This is a genomic window from Streptomyces marinisediminis, assembly GCF_026262575.1.
GTDB lineage: Bacteria > Actinomycetota > Actinomycetes > Streptomycetales > Streptomycetaceae > Streptomyces > Streptomyces marinisediminis.
The window spans coordinates 1-18812 of the sequence record NZ_JAPKFL010000045.1 but is presented as its reverse complement, the minus strand read 5'-3'; the positions used below and the strand labels follow the sequence as shown (position 1 = coordinate 18812).

General features: G+C 75.0%; 15 protein-coding genes. 6 read left to right on the top strand and 9 right to left on the bottom strand.

The window, feature by feature from the left end; genetic code table 11:
* Positions 1–175 precede the first annotated feature (175 nt).
* Positions 176–2497, bottom strand: a complete 2322-nt coding sequence (locus OSB71_RS23355) for a (Fe-S)-binding protein (RefSeq protein ID WP_265950792.1) — start codon at positions 2495–2497, stop codon at positions 176–178.
* Positions 2498–2667: 170 nt separating this feature from the next.
* On the bottom strand, positions 2668–3900 hold the full coding sequence (locus OSB71_RS23350; RefSeq protein ID WP_265950791.1) for a M23 family metallopeptidase: 1233 nt from the start codon (positions 3898–3900) through the stop codon (positions 2668–2670).
* Between the two features lie 503 nt (positions 3901–4403).
* On the opposite strand from OSB71_RS23350, the gene dnaK reads away from it, so the two are divergent.
* From dnaK to OSB71_RS23330, 4 genes are all read left to right on the top strand, one after another.
* Positions 4404–6275 (top strand): molecular chaperone DnaK, encoded by a 1872-nt coding sequence (gene dnaK, locus OSB71_RS23345; RefSeq protein WP_265950790.1) that lies wholly within the window; start codon positions 4404–4406, stop codon positions 6273–6275.
* The gene (grpE, locus tag OSB71_RS23340; RefSeq protein WP_265950789.1) at positions 6272–6961 is read left to right on the top strand and encodes a nucleotide exchange factor GrpE; all 690 of its coding nucleotides are present in this window, start codon (positions 6272–6274) and stop codon (positions 6959–6961) included. The genes dnaK and grpE overlap by 4 nt, the downstream gene beginning before the upstream one ends.
* 81 nt (positions 6962–7042) lie before the next feature.
* On the top strand, positions 7043–8218 hold the full coding sequence (dnaJ, locus tag OSB71_RS23335) for a molecular chaperone DnaJ (protein WP_265950788.1): 1176 nt from the start codon (positions 7043–7045) through the stop codon (positions 8216–8218).
* 1 nt (position 8219) lies between these two features.
* A complete protein-coding gene (locus OSB71_RS23330; protein ID WP_265950787.1) occupies positions 8220–8678 on the top strand; it encodes a heat shock protein transcriptional repressor HspR in 459 nt (152 codons plus the stop codon).
* 38 nt (positions 8679–8716) lie between these two features.
* Here OSB71_RS23330 and OSB71_RS23325 read toward each other — a convergent pair whose 3' ends face one another.
* The 3 genes from OSB71_RS23325 to OSB71_RS23315 form a co-directional block, all read right to left on the bottom strand.
* On the bottom strand, positions 8717–10837 hold the full coding sequence (locus OSB71_RS23325; RefSeq protein WP_265950786.1) for a SpoIIE family protein phosphatase: 2121 nt from the start codon (positions 10835–10837) through the stop codon (positions 8717–8719).
* 136 nt (positions 10838–10973) lie between these two features.
* The gene (locus tag OSB71_RS23320) at positions 10974–11837 is read right to left on the bottom strand and encodes an alpha/beta fold hydrolase (protein ID WP_265950785.1); all 864 of its coding nucleotides are present in this window, start codon (positions 11835–11837) and stop codon (positions 10974–10976) included.
* A gap of 66 nt (positions 11838–11903) precedes the next feature.
* Positions 11904–13124, bottom strand: coding sequence for a lipase family protein (locus tag OSB71_RS23315; RefSeq protein WP_265950784.1), 1221 nt, complete (start codon positions 13122–13124; stop codon positions 11904–11906).
* Between the two features lie 206 nt (positions 13125–13330).
* Here OSB71_RS23315 and OSB71_RS23310 point away from each other — a divergent pair, with 206 nt between their 5' ends.
* On the top strand, positions 13331–14161 hold the full coding sequence (locus tag OSB71_RS23310) for a trypsin-like serine peptidase (protein WP_265950783.1): 831 nt from the start codon (positions 13331–13333) through the stop codon (positions 14159–14161).
* A 48-nt stretch (positions 14162–14209) separates the two neighbouring features.
* Here OSB71_RS23310 and OSB71_RS23305 read toward each other — a convergent pair whose 3' ends face one another.
* The 3 genes from OSB71_RS23305 to OSB71_RS23295 all read right to left on the bottom strand — a co-directional run bounded on the left by OSB71_RS23305 (position 14210) and on the right by OSB71_RS23295 (position 16768).
* Entirely contained in the window at positions 14210–14833 is a 624-nt protein-coding gene (locus OSB71_RS23305) for a DJ-1/PfpI family protein (RefSeq protein ID WP_265950782.1), read from the bottom strand.
* A 169-nt stretch (positions 14834–15002) separates the two neighbouring features.
* Positions 15003–15995 carry a GlxA family transcriptional regulator gene (locus tag OSB71_RS23300; protein WP_265950781.1) on the bottom strand — a complete coding sequence of 331 codons (993 nt, stop codon included), beginning with the start codon at positions 15993–15995 and terminating at the stop codon, positions 15003–15005.
* 509 nt (positions 15996–16504) lie between these two features.
* A complete protein-coding gene (locus OSB71_RS23295; protein WP_265950780.1) occupies positions 16505–16768 on the bottom strand; it encodes a GlsB/YeaQ/YmgE family stress response membrane protein in 264 nt (87 codons plus the stop codon).
* Between the two features lie 414 nt (positions 16769–17182).
* Between OSB71_RS23295 and OSB71_RS23290 the strand changes: the two genes are divergently transcribed.
* A complete protein-coding gene (locus OSB71_RS23290; protein WP_265950779.1) occupies positions 17183–17581 on the top strand; it encodes a MerR family transcriptional regulator in 399 nt (132 codons plus the stop codon).
* A 26-nt stretch (positions 17582–17607) separates the two neighbouring features.
* On the opposite strand, the gene OSB71_RS23285 is transcribed toward OSB71_RS23290, so the two are convergent.
* Entirely contained in the window at positions 17608–18648 is a 1041-nt protein-coding gene (locus tag OSB71_RS23285) for a sodium:calcium antiporter (RefSeq protein WP_265950778.1), read from the bottom strand.
* Between the last annotated feature and the right edge of the window lie 164 nt (positions 18649–18812).

Here is an 18812-nt window from a genome sequence, read left to right as displayed (position 1 = left end):
AGGGCCACGGGCCCGGCCGCGCCCCGCTCCCGCCCCGCCCCGGCCGCGCCCCGCGCAGCCCCCGGCCCGGTGCCGCCGCCGCGGGAACGCGCGAGCGCTGGACGGCTGGGGGCAGCTCGTCCGGCGCTCGCGGCCGGGTGGGCGCGGGCGGGTGGGCGCGGGGTCCCGGGCGTCCTCAGCGGGTCGGGGCCGGCTCCGGGTCGGGTTCGGGGGCGTCCGTCCCCGCGGTGGTCCCGCCGTCGTCGTCCGGGCCCGCGGGGGTCCTGACGGACTCCAGCAGGAGCTGGGCCACGTCCACGACCTGCACGGACTCCTTGGCCTGGCCCTCGTTCTTCTTGCCGTTGACGGAGTCGGTCAGCATCACCAGGCAGAACGGGCACGCGGTGGAGACGATGTCCGGGTCCAGGGACAGCGCCTCGTCCACGCGCTCGTTGTTGATGCGCTTGCCGATGCGCTCCTCCATCCACATGCGGGCGCCGCCGGCGCCGCAGCAGAAGCCGCGCTCCTTGTGCCGGTGCATCTCCTCGTTGCGCAGTCCCGGAACCCTGCCGATGATCTCGCGCGGCGGCGTGTAGACCGTGTTGTGGCGGCCCAGGTAGCACGGGTCGTGGTAGGTGATCAGCCCCTCGACCGGCGTGACCGGGACGAGCCGGCCCTCGTCGATGAGGTGCTGCAGGAGCTGGGTGTGGTGGATGACCTCGTAGTGGCCGCCGAGCTGCGGGTACTCGTTGGCGATCGTGTTGAAGCAGTGCGGGCAGGTCGCGACGATCTTCTTCTTCGAGGTGGGCAGCCGCCGGGCGCCCGCGCCGTCCGCGGTGTCGTCCCCGTCCTCCTCGCCGAACGCGGCGTTCAGCGTGGCGACGTTCTCCTCGCCGAGCTGCTGGAAGAGGAACTCGTTGCCCAGGCGGCGGGCGGAGTCGCCGGTGCACTTCTCGTCGCCGCCCATGATCGCGAACTTCACGCCCGCGATGTGCAGCAGTTCGGCGAACGCCTTGGTGGTCTTCTTGGCCCGGTCCTCCAGGGCACCGGCGCAGCCGACCCAGTACAGGTAGTCGACGTCGGTGAGGTCCTCGACCGTCTTGCCGACGATCGGCACCTCGAAGTCGACCTCCTTCGTCCACTCCAGGCGCTGCTTCTTCGCCAGGCCCCAGGGGTTGCCCTTCTTCTCCAGGTTCTTCAGCATCGTCCCGGCCTCGGAGGGGAACGCGCTCTCGATCATCACCTGGTAGCGGCGCATGTCGACGATGTGGTCGACGTGCTCGATGTCCACCGGGCACTGCTCGACGCAGGCGCCGCAGGTGGTGCAGGACCACAGCACGTCCGGGTCGATGACGCCGTTCTCCTCCAGCGTGCCCACCAGCGGCCGCTCGGCCTCGGCGAGCGCGCCGGCGGGCACGTCCGCGAGCTGCTCGGCGCCGGCCCGCTCCTCGCCCTCGGCGTTCTTGCCGCCGCCGGCGAGCAGGTACGGCGCCTTGGCGTAGGCGTGGTCGCGCAGCGACATGATCAGCAGCTTGGGCGACAGCGGCTTGCCGGTGTTCCAGGCCGGGCACTGCGACTGGCAGCGGCCGCACTCGGTGCAGGTGGAGAAGTCGAGGATGCCCTTCCAGGAGAAGTGCTCGACCTGCGAGACGCCGAACTGGGTCTCCTCGCCGCCCTCCTCGTCGAAGACGGTCTCGAAGTCGATCGGCTTGCCGCCGGAGGTCATCGGCTGCAGCTCGCCGAGGGCCGTGCCGCCCTTGGCCTCGCGCTTGAACCAGATGTTGGGGAAGGCGAGGAAGCGGTGCCAGGCGATGCCCATGTTGGTGTTGAGGCTGACGGTGATCATCCAGATCAGCGAGACGCCGATCTTCACCATCGCCCAGAAGTACACCAGGTTCTGCAACGTGCTGGCCTCCAGCCCGCTGAAGGCGGCCACCAGCGGGTAGGAGGCGAAGTAGCCGGCCTCGTAGTGGTCGACGCCGTGCAGGGCGCCCTCCAGGCCGCGGAGCACCAGGATCGCCAGGCCGATGGTGAAGATGACGTACTCGACGAAGTACGCCTGCCAGGACTTCGAGCCCGTGAAGCGCGACTTGCGCCCGGCCCGCGAGGGCAGGTTCAGCAGCCGGATCACGATCAGCGTGGCGATGCCCAGCGTCGTGGCGAGGCCGATGAACTCGACGTAGATCTCGTACGGGAGGAACCCGCCGAGCAGCGGCAGCACCCAGTCGGCCTGGAAGAGCTGGCCGTAGGCGGTCGCCAGGGTGGGCGGCAGGGTGAGGAAGCCGATCGCCACGAACCAGTGCGCGACGCCGACGACCGCCCAGCGGTTCATCCGGGTGTGCCCGAGGAACTCCCTGATCAGCGTGGCCGTACGCGCCGTCCAGTCGTCCGTGCGGGTGCCCGCGGGCACGGGTTGGCCGATGCGGACGAAGCGGACGATCTGTGCGATGGCGCGCACGAAGAGCGGCACGGCGACCACGGTGAGGCTCAGCGTGACGATGATCGCGGCGAGTTGCATGACGGCTCCTCGGGCCTGCGAAGGGGTAGCGGTGCCGGGCCGTCGCGGTCCGGCGAAGCCTGCGTACTAGTTAGTAACTTAGTCAGTCCGTACGAGACTATCCACTATCGGCCCGTGGCAGTAGCGCGGCATGCGGTGATCTGCGTCGCTGAGGGTGGGCTAACCCGCCCTCACACCCGCACCCCCCGCGAGCGCAGCCAGGACACCGGTTCGACGGCCGCCCCGCCCGCCCCGCCCCGGCGCACCTCGAAGTGCAGGTGCGGCCCGCTGGAGTTCCCCGTGGACCCGGACAGCGCGATCCGCTCGCCCGCCGCCACCCGCTGCCCCACCCCGGTCTGGAGGACCGACAGGTGCGCGTAGACGGTGTGGAAGCCGTCCCCGTGCCGGATCACCACCTGGTAGCCGTACGGCCCCGCGTACCCGGCCCGGACGACGGTGCCCGCGCCGACGGAGCGCACCGGCGTCCCGGTGCGCACGGCGAAGTCCTGCCCGGTGTGCCCGCTGCTCCACAGCGCCCCCGTCGCCGCGTACCCGGCGGTGAGCCGGTAGGCGGCCACCGGCGTCACCCAGCCGGCCGACCGCGGGCCGCCCCGGCCCCCGGCCGCCGGGGCCGGACGCTCCGGCCGGTCGCCCAGGCGTGCCGCCCGTTCCCTGGCCCGCTTCAGCTCCACGTCGATGCGGGCCTTGAGCTCGCGCTGCCGCTCCTCCTTCGCGCGCAGCCGCTCCAGCGCCCGCTCGGCCGCCGCCCGCTGCCCGGCGAGCTCGGCCCGGGTCTCGTCCGCCGTCTCGGCCAGCCGGGCGGCGGCGCGGTTGTTGCGGGCCATGTGCGCGCTGCTGGCCAAGAACGCCTCCGGGGAGTCGGCCAGGACGGCGCGGGCCCCCGCGAGCAGGCCGCCCGTGCGGTACTGGTCCGCGGCCACGGCGCCCACCGCGTCGCGCAGCTCCCGGTAGCGCGCCTCCTGGCGCTCCAGCCGCTCGGTGAGCCGGTCCAGGGTCGCGCGCTGCCGGTCGGCGGCGGCCTTCGCCCGCTCGTAGCCGCGGCCGACGCGGGTGGCCTCCCGGTAGATCCGCGCCGCCTCGGCGACCGCCTGCCCGGGCGAGCGCAGCGGCTGGACGCGGTCGCCGCTCCGGCCGGCCGGGGCGGCCGTCCACGATCCCGCGGGCGCCGCCGGGTGGCCGGGCGCGGGTGCGGCGTGGGCGCGGACGGCGGACGGCGCGCCACCCGCCGCCGCGGCGCCCGCGGGGGTGGCGCCGACGGGTGCGGCGCCGAGTACCGTCGCCAGTGCGGCCGCCGCCGCGCGGGCCGACAGCGCGCGCGGACGGCACGGAACGTGCCAGGACCTCACCGCGAACACCGGCATCATCTCCGTCGGGCAGGGATTCCTCTGGTCAATGCCTGCCATGTCCGGAGAAAGTGCTTCTTAAATCTCCAAGCGGGAGAATAGCGACATAATTCAGCCCGGCGCCGCAGTAGTAGTACGAACTGAATGGCCTTCGCAACCGTGTCCGCTCGCCTTTCCCTGGTCCTTCCCTCGCCTTTCCCGCGCCCTCGCCGTTTTCCCTCCGCCGCGTTTTCGGTCGCCCTCCCGTGCGGACCGGCGCGCGGCGGTCGCCGCTGCGCCGCGCCGCCGGGAGCCGCCCTCGGTCGGGGCGCGTCCGGCCGGCGGCGGCCGCCGTGCCCGCGCCGCGGTGGACGGCCATGGAGGGGCGCCCTTCCGGGCACTCGACGGGGGCCGCATCCCGGTCGGCGTCCACCTGGAACGCGCTGAGCTGGGAAGACGTCCGCCGTGCGCGAGCGAGTGACAGGCAAGTTGAGCCGCTCGCACTCACCTTGCTTGACGCGGGCGCGGGCCTCAGGCACTCTTGAGCCAGTTCCACTCAAGACTTAGCTGGAGGAGATCCTCACATGGCACGTGCGGTCGGCATCGACCTGGGTACGACGAACTCCGTCGTCAGTGTGCTCGAAGGCGGTGAGCCCACCGTCATCACCAACGCGGAGGGCGCCAGGACCACGCCGTCCGTCGTCGCCTTCGCGAAGAACGGTGAGGTGCTGGTCGGCGAGGTCGCCAAGCGCCAGGCCGTCACCAACGTGGACCGGACGATCCGGTCGGTCAAGCGCCACATGGGCACCGACTGGAAGATCGACCTGGACGGCAAGGACTTCAACCCGCAGCAGATCAGCGCGTTCGTGCTGCAGAAGCTGAAGCGGGACGCCGAGGCCTACCTGGGCGAGAAGGTCACCGACGCCGTCATCACCGTCCCGGCGTACTTCAACGACCACGAGCGGCAGGCCACCAAGGAGGCCGGCGAGATCGCGGGCCTGAACGTCCTGCGCATCGTCAACGAGCCGACGGCCGCCGCGCTCGCGTACGGCATGGAGAAGGAAGACCAGACGATCCTGGTCTTCGACCTCGGCGGCGGCACCTTCGACGTCTCGCTGCTGGAGATCGGCGACGGCGTGGTCGAGGTGAAGGCCACCAACGGCGACAACCACCTCGGTGGTGACGACTGGGACCAGCGCGTCGTCGACTACCTGGTCAAGCAGTTCCAGTCCGGGCACGGCGTGGATCTGAGCAAGGACAAGATGGCGCTGCAGCGCCTGCGCGAAGCCGCCGAGAAGGCGAAGATCGAGCTGTCCTCGTCGTCCGAGACCACGATCAACCTGCCTTACATCACCGCCTCCGCCGAGGGCCCCCTGCACCTCGACGAGAAGCTGACGCGCGCGCAGTTCCAGCAGCTCACGCAGGACCTGCTGGACCGCTGCAAGACGCCGTTCCACAACGTCATCAAGGACGCGGGCATCCGCCTGGACCAGATCGACCACGTGGTCCTCGTCGGCGGCTCCACCCGCATGCCCGCCGTCGCCGAGCTCGTCAAGGAGCTGACCGGCGGCAAGGAGGCCAACAAGGGCGTCAACCCGGACGAGGTCGTCGCCATCGGCGCCAGCCTCCAGGCCGGTGTGCTCAAGGGCGAGGTCAAGGACGTCCTGCTGCTGGACGTCACCCCGCTGTCCCTCGGCATCGAGACCAAGGGCGGCATCATGACCAAGCTCATCGAGCGCAACACCACGATCCCGACGAAGCGCTCGGAGATCTTCACCACGGCCGAGGACAACCAGCCGTCGGTGCAGATCCAGGTCTACCAGGGCGAGCGCGAGATCGCGGCGTACAACAAGAAGCTCGGGATGTTCGAGCTGACCGGCCTGCCGCCCGCCCCGCGCGGCGTCCCGCAGGTCGAGGTCACCTTCGACATCGACGCCAACGGCATCATGCACGTCTCCGCCAAGGACCTCGGTACCGGCAAGGAGCAGCGCATGACCGTCACCGGCGGCTCGGCTCTCCCCAAGGAGGACATCGAGCGCATGATGCGCGACGCCGAGCAGTACGCGGAGGAGGACTCCAAGCGCCGCGAGGCCGCCGAGACGCGCAACCAGGCGGAACAGCTCGTCTACACCACCGAGAAGTTCCTCCAGGAGAACGAGGAGAAGGTCCCGGCCGACACCAAGTCGGAGGTCGAGGAGGCCGTCGGCGACCTCAAGGAGAAGCTGAAGGGCGAGGACACCGCCGCGATCCGCGAGGCCACCGAGAAGGTCGCCGCCACCAGCCAGAAGCTGGGCCAGGCCCTGTACGCCGACGCGCAGGCCCAGCAGGCCGCGGCCGGCGGCGAGGCCGGGGACGCGGGCGCCCAGCAGGGCGGCGCGCAGGCCGACGACGACGTCGTCGACGCCGAGATCGTGGACGACGAGAAGACCGACAAGGGCCGTGGAGGTGCCGCGTGACGGAGGAGACGCCGGGCTTCGAGGAGAAGCCCGAAGTCCCCGCCGACGGCACCGCCGCCCAGTCCGATGAGGCTGCCGCCACCGGCGCCGGTCCCGCCGACGAGGCGGGCCCGGCGGCCGGGGCCGGGGACTCGAAGGAGCTTCAGGAGGTCGGGCTCACCGCGCAGCTCGACCAGGCCCAGACGGCGCTCAACGAGCGCACGCAGGATCTGCAGCGGCTCCAGGCGGAGTTCGCCAACTACCGCCGCCGGGTGGAGCGGGACCGCGTCGCCGTCAAGGAGATGGCGGTCGCCAACCTGCTGACCGAGCTGCTGCCGGTGCTCGACGACATCGGCCGGGCCCGGGAGCACGGCGAACTGGTCGGCGGCTTCAAGTCGGTGGCCGAGTCGCTGGAGACGGTGGCGGCCAAGATGGGCCTGCACCAGTTCGGCAAGGAGGGCGAGCCCTTCGACCCGACGGTGCACGAGGCGCTGATGCACTCGTACTCGCCGGACGTCACCGAGACGACGTGCGTGCAGATCCTCCAGCCGGGGTATCGCATCGGCGAGCGCACGATCCGCCCCGCGCGGGTCGGCGTGGCCGAGCCCCAGCCGGGCAGCCAGCCCGGCGCGGAGTCGGCCCCGGCGGAGCAGGCGGACGACGCCTCGGCGACGGACAAGGACAGCGGTGGCCCGGACGAGGGCTGACGCGGGCACGCGCTCCCGGGCGGGCCGCACCACGCGGCCCGCCCGGGGGGCGGCAGGCAGGCGGAAGGAGGGACGCCGCGGATGAACCTCAGCAGGGAAGTCCTGGAGAAAGACCTGTACCGGGTGCTCGGTGTCCCCAAGGACGCCACCGAGGCGGAGATCAAGAAGGCGTACCGCAAGCTCGCCCGCGAGTACCACCCGGACGCCAACAAGGGCGACGCCAAGGCGGAGGAGCGCTTCAAGGAGGTCGGCGAGGCCAACGAGGTCCTCTCCGACGCCAAGAACCGCAAGGAGTACGACGAGGCGCGCGCCCTGCTCGGCTCCGGCGGCTTCCGGCCCGGCCCGGGCGGCACCGCGGGCACCGGCGGCTTCGACCTGGGCGACCTCTTCGGCGGCGCGGGCCAGGGCGGACCGGGCGGCGGCTTCGGCGGCGGCCTGGGCGACGTCTTCGGCGGGCTGTTCAACCGCGGTGGCACCGGCACCCGGACCCAGCCGCGGCGCGGCCAGGACGTCGAGTCCGAGGTGACGCTCAGCTTCACCGAGGCCGTGGACGGCGCGACGGTGCCGCTGCGCATGTCCAGCAGCGCCGCGTGCAAGGCCTGTTCGGGCACCGGGGACAAGAACGGCACGCCCCGGGTGTGCCCGACGTGCGTGGGCACCGGCCAGGTCAGCCGGGGCGGCGGCGGGGGCTTCTCGCTCACCGACCCGTGCCTGGACTGCCGGGGCCGTGGTCTGATCGCGGAGAACCCGTGCGAGGTCTGCCGGGGCAGCGGGCGGGCCACCAGCTCGCGCACCATGCAGGTGCGCATCCCGGCCGGCGTCTCCGACGGACAGCGCATCCGGCTGCGCGGCAAGGGCGCGCCGGGCGAGCGCGGCGGGCCCCACGGGGACCTGTACGTCGTCGTCCACGTGGACGCCCACCCGGTGTTCGGGCGGCGCGGCGACAACCTGACGGTGACGGTGCCCGTCTCGTTCACCGAGGCGGCGCTCGGCGGGGAGATCAGCGTGCCCACGCTCGGCGGCCCACCGGTCAAGCTCAAGCTGCCCGCGGGCACTCCGGGCGGGCGCACGCTGCGGGCCCGGGGCAAGGGCGCGGTGCGCAAGGACGGCACCCGGGGCGACCTGCTGGTCACCGTCGAGGTGGCCGTCCCCGGGGAGCTGAACGACCAGGCGCGTCAGGCCCTGGAGTCCTACCGCGAGGCGATGGCGGGTGAGGACCCACGGGCGGCGCTGTTCCAGGCCGCGAAGGGAGACTGAGGTGGACGGCCGAGGTGGACGCAGGAACAACCCGTACGAGCTGACGGAGGAGACGCCCGTCTACGTCATCTCGGTCGCCGCGCAGCTCTCCGGGCTGCACCCGCAGACGCTGCGCCAGTACGACCGCCTCGGCCTCGTCTGCCCCGACCGCACGGCCGGTCGCGGGCGGCGCTACTCGGCGCGCGACATCGAGCTGCTGCGCGAGGTGCAGCGGCTCAGCCAGGACGAGGGGATCAACCTCGCCGGCATCAAGCGCATCATCGAGCTGGAGAACCAGGTGGCGGCGCTCCAGTCGCGCGTCGCCGAGCTCCAGCAGGCGGTGGAGGGCGCGGCGCTGGCCATGCGCCAGCGCGAGGCCCAGGTGCACGCCTCCTACCGCCGCGACCTGGTGCGCTACGAGGACGTGCAGCAGTCCAGCGCGCTCGTGGTCTGGCGCCCGGCTCCGCGCCGCGGCGAGTAGGCCCCGGGCCGCCGCCCGCGGCGCTGTTCGCCCCCGCGTCACTCCCGGACGCGGGCGACGAGCAGCGCCGCGTCGTCGTGGTCGTGCGCGTCGTCGCCGCGCAGGTGCTCCAGCAGCAGGTCGCAGGTCTCCTCCAGCGGGCGGTCCGGGCCGTCCAGGAGGCGCAGCAGCGTCTCCAGCCGCATGTCGATGTCCACGTCCCGCCGCTCCACCAGGCCGTCGGTGTAGAGGACGAGCCGGTCGCCGGGGCGCAGCGGGACGGTGGTGCTGCGGAAGCCGACGCCGCCGGTGCCGGCGACGCCCAGCGGCGCCCCGCTGGGCAGGTCCACCAGCGTCGGCGGGCGGCCGGGGCGCAGCAGCACCGGCGGCAGGTGCCCGGCGTTGGCCACGCAGCAGGCCGCGGTGCGCGGGTCGTACAGCGCGTACAGGCACGTGGCGATGTAGTTGTCGATGCCCGCGGTGATCTTGTCCAGGTGGCGCAGCAGCTCCGCCGGGTCGAGGTCCAGCTCGGCCAGGGTCTGGGTGGCGGTGCGCAGGCGGCCCATGGTGGTGGCGGCGGTCATGCCGCTGCCCATGACGTCCCCGACGATCAGCGCCGTCTTGTCGTCGCTGAGCGGGAGCGTGTCGAACCAGTCGCCGCCGACCTCGCTGGCCGCCCCGGCCGGCTGGTAGCGGGAGGCGACCTCCAGGCCGGCCAGGTGCGGCGGGTGCTGCGGCAGCAGGCTGCGCTGGAGGGTGATCGCGGCGTTGCGCTGGCGCTCGTACCAGCGGGCGTTGTCGATGCACACGGCGGCCCGGGCGGCGAGCTCGGCGGCGAGGGCGACGTCGTCGGCGTCGAAGGGCAGCGGGTTGCGGGCGCGCTTGAGGTCGAGCGCGCCCAGCACCTCGCCGCGGGCGATGAGCGGCACCGCGAGGTAGGAGTGGACGCCGGCGCGGGCGAGCAGCGCGGCGGCGTCCGGGTCGCGGGCGACGGAGCGCAGGTCCGCCTCCTCCACATGGGTGACGAGCACCGGTCGGCCGGTGCGCACGCACCGGGTGACCAGGCGGTCGGCGTCGTAGCGGGCCACCTCGCCGGGCGGGTCGGCGGCGCCCACGGCCTCCGTGGGGTAGGCGGCGTTGACGGCCAGGGCGCGGAAGACCGCGGCGCCGCTTGGCGCCGGTGGGCTGCGGCGTTCGGCCAGCGCGGCGTCCAGCACGTCGACGGCGGCCACGTCGGCCAGCTCGGGCACGGCGACGTCGGCCAGCTCGCGGGCCGTCTGCTCCAGGTCCAGGGTGGTGCCGATGCGCACCGAGGCGTCGGCGACGACGGCCAGGCGGTGCCGGGCGCGGTCGGCCTCCTTCGCGGCCAGGTGCCGGTCGGTGACGTCCACGACGGAGGTGGCCAGGCCCAGCACGCGGCCCCCGGCGTCCTCCAGCCGGTGCAGGGACACCGACCACGCGTGCTCCTGCCGGGGGTCGGCCGGCCGGCGTCCGGTCGTGTAGTGGTCCAGCAGCGGGACGCCGGTGGCCAGCACCCGGCGCATGGCCGACTCGGCGGTCGCCGCGTCCAGGAAGGGCAGCGTCTCGCGCACCCGGCGGCCGATGTGCTGCTCGGCGGGCACGCCGCTGATCCGCTCCAGGGCGGGGTTGACGGTGACGTAGCGCAGCTCGGTGTCGAGGACGGCCAGGCCGATCGGGGACTGCTCGACCAGGCGGACCGAGAGCGCGAGGTCCCGCTCGACGCGGCGCAGCGTGGACTGGTCCGTGGCCAGGGCGAGCGCGTAGACGTCGCCGAGGTCGTCCAGCAGCCGCATGTTGCGGAACTCCAGCACGCGGGTGCCGCCGTCACGCTGCCGGACGGGGAAGCTGCCCTTCCAGCTCCCCCGCTCGTCCCGCATGACGTCGCGGAACAGGCGCAGCACGAGGTCGAAGTGCTCCTCGGGCACCAGCAGGCGCGCGGCGTACCGGCCCAGCGCCTCCTGCGCGGTGTAGCCCAGCAGCACCTCGGCCTGCGGGCTCCAGAAGACGATGCGGCCGCGCTCGTCGAGCACGAACGTGGCGACGGTGAGCACGTCGAGCAGCCCGCCGGGGGAGGCCGGGCCCGCGTCCACCCGGCCCGTGCGGCCCCGCTGTCCGAAGCGCCGCGGAGAGCCGGGGTGCCAGCCGCTGTCAGGACTCATCCCAGCCCTCCTTCCCGTCCGCACGTGGGGCGTCGGCCGTGGCCTTACCCATCATCCTCCGCACCCGCGATCAGGGCATGTTCCTCGTCCCGCTTTCCGGCGGCCGGGTGGGGCGCCGGGGCGGCGCGGGGGCGCGTCACCGCGCCGGCGGGGGGTCGGGCAGCGCCGCGACCAGGTCGGCCACCAGCGCCGGATCCGTGTCCGGCGCCAGGTGCCCGGCGCCGGGCAGCGTCCGCACCGGCACGCCCAGCCGGGCGCGGGCCGGGCGGGTGAGGCGGCGGGGCGGAAGGAAGACGTCGTGCTCGCCGGTGGCCACCGCGTTCGGCACCGCCCGGGCGCGCTCCAGCACGGGGCCGGGCAGCGGGGCGGGCGCGAGGCTGCTGCGGCAGGAGCGCGCCACCAGGGTCAGCCACGTCGCCAGCTCCGTCCGCGGGGCGGTGCCGGGGCCGGTGAGCACGTCCAGCAGGCGTGCGCCGCGGCGCTCGTCGGGCCGCAGCAGCCAGGGCAGCGACACCGCGAGCACCCGCGGCGTCACCCGCAGCCGCGCCAGTCCGGCGGGGGCGAGCAGCACCCGTCCGGCCAGGTGCGGCGAGGCGCAGGCCAGCGCGATGCCGCCGCCGAGCGAGTGGCCCACCACGACCACCGGGCCCCGCGCGAGCTGGTCCAGCACCTCGCCCAGCCAGGTCCCGTACCCGCCCGGGGACCGGCCCGGCGGCCGGGTGGGGGCGCTGAGCCCGGGCTGCCCGGGCACGTCGACGACGTGGGTGCGCCACCGGCGGGCGAGCGCGGCGGCCAGCGGCAGGCTGGTCGCCGCGTTGAAGTTGGTCCCGGGCACCACGAGGACGGTGCCCGGGCCCGACCCGGCCGTCAGGACGTGCGTGTCGCCCAGCGCCGTGGCCACCCGCTCGCGGTGGTGCGGCACGTCCCAGCCGTCGAGCCGGTCCCGGCACCACTGGGTGACGCGGCGCCGGGCGGACGCGTCGCGGTAGACGGTATCCATCGTCCCAGTGTCCGCCGCGGTCCCCGGCGCGCACCGGCCGGGGCGCGCCGGGGACCGCGGGCGCGGTCAGCAGGTGGAGCGGGCGGGGCGGTCGGTGAAGCGGTCGTCCAGCCAGGCGAAGACGCGCGGGTAGGAGGCCACGGCGCCGCCGACGTGGGTGGGCGCGAGCATCGGGGCGAACTGGACGGTGGCGCCGTTCGCGCACCAGTCGGCGGCCAGGTCGCGGCCCAGCACGTACGGTATGACGTCGTCCAGCAGGCTGTGCGTGACGAGCGTGGGCACCCGCGGGGTGCCGGCGCCGATGAACTGCTCGTCGACGATCGCCCGCCAGCGCGGCTCCTTCAGGTACTCCGTCAGGGGCTTGCCGTTCGCGGTGAGGGTCTCGGTGCGGGTGAACGCGTGCGCGGCGACGACCTCGGCGGTGCACAGCTCGGCGGACTCCTCCAGCAGCGCGCGCCCCTCGGCGTTGAGGTAGGGATCGGTGTCGACGTCGTAGCCCGCGGCGAGGCCGGCGACCGCGTAGCCGAGGAAGCCGGCGTAGAGGGAGCCGTCGAGGTTCTCGGCGACGGCGTGGAGGTCGGTGGGCGGGGCGCCGAGCGCGACGCCCACGAGGCGGAGTTCGGGCGCGTAGGCCGGGGCCAGCTCGGCGGCGGCCGCGGCGGCGGCGCCGCCCTGGGAGTAGCCGGTGACCGCCACCGGGCCGTCGGCGGGCACGCGCCCGCCGGGCAGCCGCTGCGCCGCGCGCAGCGCGTCGAGCACCGCGTGGCCGGAGACGGCGCGGTTGACGTAGGTGTGGGTGCCGGGGGTGCCCAGGCCCTCGTAGTCGGTGAGGACGACGGCGTAGCCCCGGGCGAGCAGGCCGTTCACGAACAGGCCCTCGTACTCGGAGCCGGCCGCGAGCTGCCGGGAGGGCGCGCAGGAGTCGCCCAGCCCCTGCGTGCCGACGGCGTAGCCGACCAGCGGCCGTTCCCCGGCGCCCGACCAGGGCCGCTCGGGCGTGAGGAGGGTGCCGGTGACGGCGACGGGGTCGCCCGCGCCGTCGGTGCTGCGGTACATGATCCGGTCCACGTGCGCGTCGGCCTCGGTCAGCCGCAGCGGGTCGAGGTGGAAGGCGGCGGGCTCGGTGCGGATGACGTCGCCGTTCGCCGCGGGCAGGGCGGCGGGCGGCTCGTAGAAGGGGGGCCGGTCGTCCGCCCGGGCCCCCGGCGCGGCGGCGAGGCCGAGGGCGAGCGCGGAGACGAGGGCGAGGGCGGCTGCGGCGGTTCGACCGCGGCGGCGTGGCTGCACGGGCACTCCTGGGGGAAAGCGCGACCTGAACTGACCTTACGGACCAGTAAGTTGGCAAGGAGAATGCGCGTGCCGCCGCCCGGTGTCAATGTGCCGGAGTGAGTGTGTTGCTCGCGGTAACTCCGGGTGCGGGCCGCCGCGTCCCCGGGTAACCCGGTCGGCCGTGACCGGTGGCCGCCCGCCCGCGCACCCCGGACGGTGGGGTGATGGAGCACATACGGACGGCCACGGCGGGACTGGCCACCCTCTTCGGCGCGCTCGCCCTCGCCGGCGCCACCGGCCCGGCGCGCCCGGACACCGCGGCGGTCGGCGCACAGGGCGAGCCGTGGGCGTCCCGCAGCGTCGCCACGGTCGGCAAGCTCGTCACCGAGCTGGACGACGGGCGCCTGGGCGTCTGCTCCGGCGCCATAGTGGACGCGCCCGGCGGCAGCGTCGTCGCGACCGCCGCGCACTGCCTGCGCTCCCCCGAGCACCCGAACCTGCCGCGCCGCGCCTGGTTCGCCCCGGACTACCCCGGGGGCGCCGCCGGGCCGGGCGCGGTGATGGAGCGGGGCTGGAAGGTCGTCTCCTACCACACGCCCCCGGGCTGGGACGTCAACCGGCACCTGGACGCCATACTCCCGCACGACTACGCCTTCGTGACGGTGGAGAAGCGCGGCGGGCGCACCCTCCAGCAGACCCACGGAGCCAACCGGCTGGACTTCGCCCCCGTGGACGACGGCGCGCCGGTGCTGCCGATGGGGTACCCGGCCGCACCCCCCTACGACGGCGAGACGCTCGCCCACTGCTCGGGCCGCGCCGAGCTGCTGACCCGGCACACCGCGCACTCCTCCAACGTCGGCGGGCTGCTGCTGCGGCCGTGCCCGCTCACCCGGGGCGCGAGCGGCGGGCCGTGGCTCCAGGACTACGACGCCGCCACCGAGTCGGGCACGGTGGTGGGCGTGATGTCCGTGGGCAGCGGCGACGGCCGGGTGCTGGGCCGCCCGATCCCCGAGGACCCGGGCCGGGCGCTGCTCACCGAGGCGTCCACGGCCTGACGCCCCCGGCCCGCGCGCCCCGCCGCACGTCTCCGCGCCGGCGTGCGGTCACCGGGCCGCGGTCCGGGCGCGGAGGCGCTCGACCAGGTCGGTGGGGGCCGTGTGCGGGCTGCCGGCGTCGTAGGGCGGCCGGGGGTCGTACTCGGTCATCAGCTGCACCGCCTGCGCGTGCGCGTCGCCGCCGATCCGCCCGGCGAGCGTCAGCCCCAGGTCGATCCCGGCGGAGACGCCGGCGCCGGTGACGTACTTGCCGTCGAAGACGACGCGCTCCTCCACCGGCTCGGCGCCGAACGCGCGCAGCCGGTCCAGGGACAGCCAGTGCGTCGTCGCCCGGCGACCGCGCAGCAGCCCGGCCGCCCCGAGCAGCAGGGCCCCGGTGCACACCGAGACGGTCCAGGTGGTGGTGGCGTCCACCGCGCGCAGCCAGTCGAGCACCGCCGCGTTCTCCAGGTCGGGCGCCGGGCCGCCGGGGACGACCACGATGTCCGGACGCGTCACCTCGGTCAGCGCCGCGGTCGCCACCACTCCCAGGCCGCGTTGGTCGTCCACGACCGCGCCCGGCCGTTCGGCGACGAACACCGTCTCGGCGCCCGGGAGCGGGCTCAGCGTCTGGTAGGGCCCGGCGGCGTCCAGCAGGGTGAAGTTCTCGTACAGCAGGACGGCGATCTGCATGCGTCTCTCCTCCAGGGTGGGGTGGGTGCGGCGGTCTCGGGGCCGGACGACGCGGGCGTGACGGGCCGGGCCAGGGGTGCCCGGGCCGGGGCGCCCGGGCGCACGGGACGGCGCGCCGGACCGGGGCCGGGCGGACCGGGGTGAGGGTGCGGAGGTGGCGGGCGGCGGGTCAGGGGACGGGGGCCGGACGGAAGCGGCGGCGGTACTCCGCCGGGGCCGTGCCCAGCGCCTTGAGGAACGCCCGGCGCATCGCCTCCGGAGTGCCGTAACCGCTGGCCCGGGCGACCTCCTCCACCCCGGCCGGGCCGTCCTCCAGCAGCCGCCGGGCGTGCTCCAGCCGCACCCGGTCCACGTAGCGGCCCGGCGGCAGACCCGTCTCCGCGTGGAAGGCGCGGGTGAAGTGCCGGGGCGAGAGCCGGGCCCGCTCGGCCAGCGCGGTCACCGACAGGTCGGCCTCCGGGTGCTCGGTGATCCACTGCTGCACCTCGCGCAGCGGCTGCCGACGCGCCGTCTGGGCGGCGAGCTGGGCGCTGAACTGCGCCTGGTTGCCGGGCCGGCGCAGGAAGACCACCAGGTGCCGGGCGACGGTGAGGGCGACCTCCCGGCCCAGGTCCTCTTCGACGAGGGCGAGCGCCAGGTCGATGCCCGAGGTCACCCCGGCGGAGGTGGCCACGTGCCCGTCGCGGACGTAGATGGGGTCCGCGTCCACCGCCACGTCCGGGTGCGCACGGGCCAGCGCGTCGCTGTGCGCCCAGTGCGTGGCCACCCTGCGGCCCCGCAGCAGCCCCGCCTCGGCGAGCAGCGACGCCCCGGTGCACACCGACAGCAGGCGGCGCGCCGACCGGCCGTGGACGCGCAGCCACTCCACCACCCGGGCGTCCGGCACCCGGGTGCCGTGGCCGCCGGGCACCAGCAGGGTGTGCGTCACGGTGACGTCGGGAAGAGCGGCGTCCGGCACGAGCGTGAGCCCGCTCGAACAGCGCACCGGCTCGCCGTCCGGCGACGCCGTCCGCACCCGGTAGGCCCCCGGGCGCCCGGACGCGTACCCGGCCCCGGTGAACACCTCCACCGGGCCGGCCAGGTCCAGGCTCTGCACGCCGTCGAACACGACGACGAGCACGTCCCGGCACCGCTCGGCGCGCTTCTCCACGTCCTGTGTCACGCGCTCATTTTTCGGCGCCGCGCGCGGCGTCCGCAACGACGAGAACCCCACCTTTCGGGCCACGCCGGGCGCGGTGCGAGGCGATGGGGGGCCGGGGCGGTGCGCACGGCGCGCGGAGTGCGGACGCCGTCCGGCGGTGGCGCTGCTCGGCGGTGGCCGCGCTCGGTGGCGGTGCTCGGTGGCGGTGCTGGCCGGTGGTGGCTGTGCACGGTGGTGGCCCTACTCGGTGGGGGGCGCGTCGCGCGCCCGGTGCGCCGTCACCGCGAGATGCTCAACCCGCCCCCGGGTCGCTGGGCCGGGTGCGGGCCACCGAGGGCCGCGCCGCCGCCCCGGTGCGCGTCGTCGGCGTCGCGCCCGACCCCGCGGGCACCGGAGTTCACCCACCGCCCCCGGAAACACGCGTCACCCGGCGCCCGCCGCCCGTCCGCCGTGCCGCTCCGCGCGGCCGCCCGGCGCCGTCGCGCGGGCGCCGTCCCGCTGCCGGGCGGCAGGGCGCGGGAAGCGCGGCGTCACCGGCCGCCCTTGAACCGCTCCACGGCGGCCACACCACCGGCCGCGAGCGCGACCTGGAGGGCCAGTTCGATCCAGTCGACGCCGTCGGTGTCGGCGACGCCCACGGCCGCGGCGATCGCCGTGCCCAGGAGCGCGGCGAGGACGCCGACGAGGATGGTCCAGATGACGCCGATGCGCTGCCGTCCGGGCAGCGCGAGCCGCCCCAGCACGCCGATCACGATGCCGATGAGGATGGCCGTGAGCAGGCCGGAGATCTCCATGAGCGTTTCTTTCGTAGTGTGGCTCCCTGACATGTGCCCGGAAGCGCCCGGGAGCACGCGGGCGGGACGGTCGGCGATCACCGACCGTCCCGCCCGCGAAGGCCCGGGGAAGCCCGGGACGGCCGTCGCGCGCCGCCCGGCCGGGAGGGCGGCGGGTGGCCCGGGCGCCGGATCAGGCATCATGGCCGGGAGGTCCGTGGGGCCGGGCGCGGACCGGAGGGTGCCGCGCGGCCGTACCCCGGTGGGCCGCGCACCGCGGGCATACACCGCGGGTGCGCCGCGTCCGCGGCGCCGCACAGGACGGCGCCGACCGCCGGACCACCGGACCAGCACACGACCGGACCAGCACACGATCGGACCGCGAGGCCACCGCACCACGGGCCGCCGGACCACACACGAGGAGAGCGACCGGAGATGGCGGCGGAGCACATGCAGATCGGCCAGGTCGCCGAGCGGACGGGCCTGTCGCTGCGCACCATCCGCCACTACGAGGAGGTCGGCCTCGTCCCGCCGTCCGCCCGCAGCAAGGGCGGGTTCCGCCTCTACACCGAGGCCGACGTCGAGCGGCTCCTGGTCGTGCGGCGCATGAAGCCGCTGGGCTTCTCCCTGGAAGAGATGCGCGACCTGCTGGAAGCCACCGACGCCCTCGCGCACCCCGACACCGTGCCGCCGCCCGACCGGGACCGCCTGCGCGCCCGCGTCGCCGCCTACCGGGAGCTGGCCGAGTCCCGGTGCGCCGCCCTCCGCGCACAGCTCGTCGCCGCGGAGGACTTCGCCGACACCCTGCGCCGCCACCTCAACGAAGCGGACTGAAGCGTTCCGGGCGGGCCCGGCCCGGATCAGGTGGCCAGGACGGCGACGATGGCGACGTAGGTCGCCAGGAGCAGCGCGCCGTCGAACCCCAGGCGCAGCCAGCCGCGCTTCTGCCGGATCAGCAGCCCGGCCAGCAGCGCGGTCGTCATCACCAGCGAGCCGGCGGTCAGGAAGAGCTGGTCCCGGTCGGCCGCGTGGAACAGCGAGCCGCCCCGGAAGGCGATGTCGCCGACGACGAGGTTGAGCGCGTCCAGGCAGTTGCCGCCGATGATCGCCGCGATGGCCAGCGTCAGGGCGCCCCGGCGGACGGCGGCCACCGCGGCGACCGTCTCCGGCAGGGCGTTCACCACGCCCATCAGCACCGCGCCGACGAACCCGGCGGACAGGCCGGTCTCGTCCACCAGCACCTCCGCCGACCGGGCCACCACCCAGCCGCTGACCACCACCGTCCCGGCGACGGCCGCGAACTCGCCCCACAGCACCCCCAGCCGCCGCCGGTCGCCCTCCTCGCCCTGGTCGTCGGGCTCGTCCGGCACGGTCTGCTCGGTGTGCACGGCCTCCCACATGGGCCGCCGCCGGTCGCTGATGAACCGCACCCCGCCCCAGTACACCGCCACCATGACCGGCGCCGCCGGGTGCACCCCGAGCACCGTGGCCTCCGGGCTGAACGCGGCCATCAGCACGATGCCCAGCAGGCTCATGAGCAGACAGCCGAAGAGGATGTTGGACAGCGAGGCGGCGGCGTGCTCCAGGTTGACCCTGCGGTACGCGGCGTCGGCCACGACCACCGCTAGCGTCTGCGCCGCGATGCCGCCGACGGCGTTGCTGTACGCGAGCCCGGGGTGCCCGCCGGAGGCGCTCACCGCCGTCATGACGATGCCCGAGAGCGACGTCACCAGCCCGAAGAACACCGCGCCGAAGAAGGCCTCGCCCTGCCCGGTGCGGTCGGCGAGCACGTCACCGACCCCGGCCAGCCGCACGCTCCCGAGGACGGTGACCACCCCGGACAGGGCGAACAGCGCGACGCTCCAGCCGAGCGACCACGGGCCGAACAGAACGTCGCCCACTTACCTCTCCCTCTCCCCGCGCCCGACCCCGCGCGCCGGCACCGCCTGCTGTCGCTGCCGTCTACCACGCACAGCCCCCCCCCCCCCCCCCCACCCCCCCCCCCCCCCCCCCCCCCCCCCCCCCCCCCCCCCCCCCCCCCCCCCCCAACACCACCCCCCCCGCC

What these genes read in the sequence shown, in the direction of transcription:
- OSB71_RS23355 (WP_265950792.1), bottom strand. Translation starts at nt 2,497, where the DNA reads ATGCAACTCGCCGCGATCATCGTCACGCTGAGCCTCACCGTGGTCGCC.
- dnaJ (WP_265950788.1), top strand. Translation starts at nt 7,043, where the DNA reads ATGAACCTCAGCAGGGAAGTCCTGGAGAAAGACCTGTACCGGGTGCTC.
- OSB71_RS23290 (WP_265950779.1), top strand. Translation starts at nt 17,183, where the DNA reads ATGGCGGCGGAGCACATGCAGATCGGCCAGGTCGCCGAGCGGACGGGC.
- OSB71_RS23295 (WP_265950780.1), bottom strand. Translation starts at nt 16,768, where the DNA reads ATGGAGATCTCCGGCCTGCTCACGGCCATCCTCATCGGCATCGTGATC.
- OSB71_RS23310 (WP_265950783.1), top strand. Translation starts at nt 13,331, where the DNA reads ATGGAGCACATACGGACGGCCACGGCGGGACTGGCCACCCTCTTCGGC.
- dnaK (WP_265950790.1), top strand. Translation starts at nt 4,404, where the DNA reads ATGGCACGTGCGGTCGGCATCGACCTGGGTACGACGAACTCCGTCGTC.
- OSB71_RS23320 (WP_265950785.1), bottom strand. Translation starts at nt 11,837, where the DNA reads ATGGATACCGTCTACCGCGACGCGTCCGCCCGGCGCCGCGTCACCCAG.
- OSB71_RS23350 (WP_265950791.1), bottom strand. Translation starts at nt 3,900, where the DNA reads ATGGCAGGCATTGACCAGAGGAATCCCTGCCCGACGGAGATGATGCCG.
- OSB71_RS23305 (WP_265950782.1), bottom strand. Translation starts at nt 14,833, where the DNA reads ATGCAGATCGCCGTCCTGCTGTACGAGAACTTCACCCTGCTGGACGCC.
- OSB71_RS23325 (WP_265950786.1), bottom strand. Translation starts at nt 10,837, where the DNA reads ATGAGTCCTGACAGCGGCTGGCACCCCGGCTCTCCGCGGCGCTTCGGA.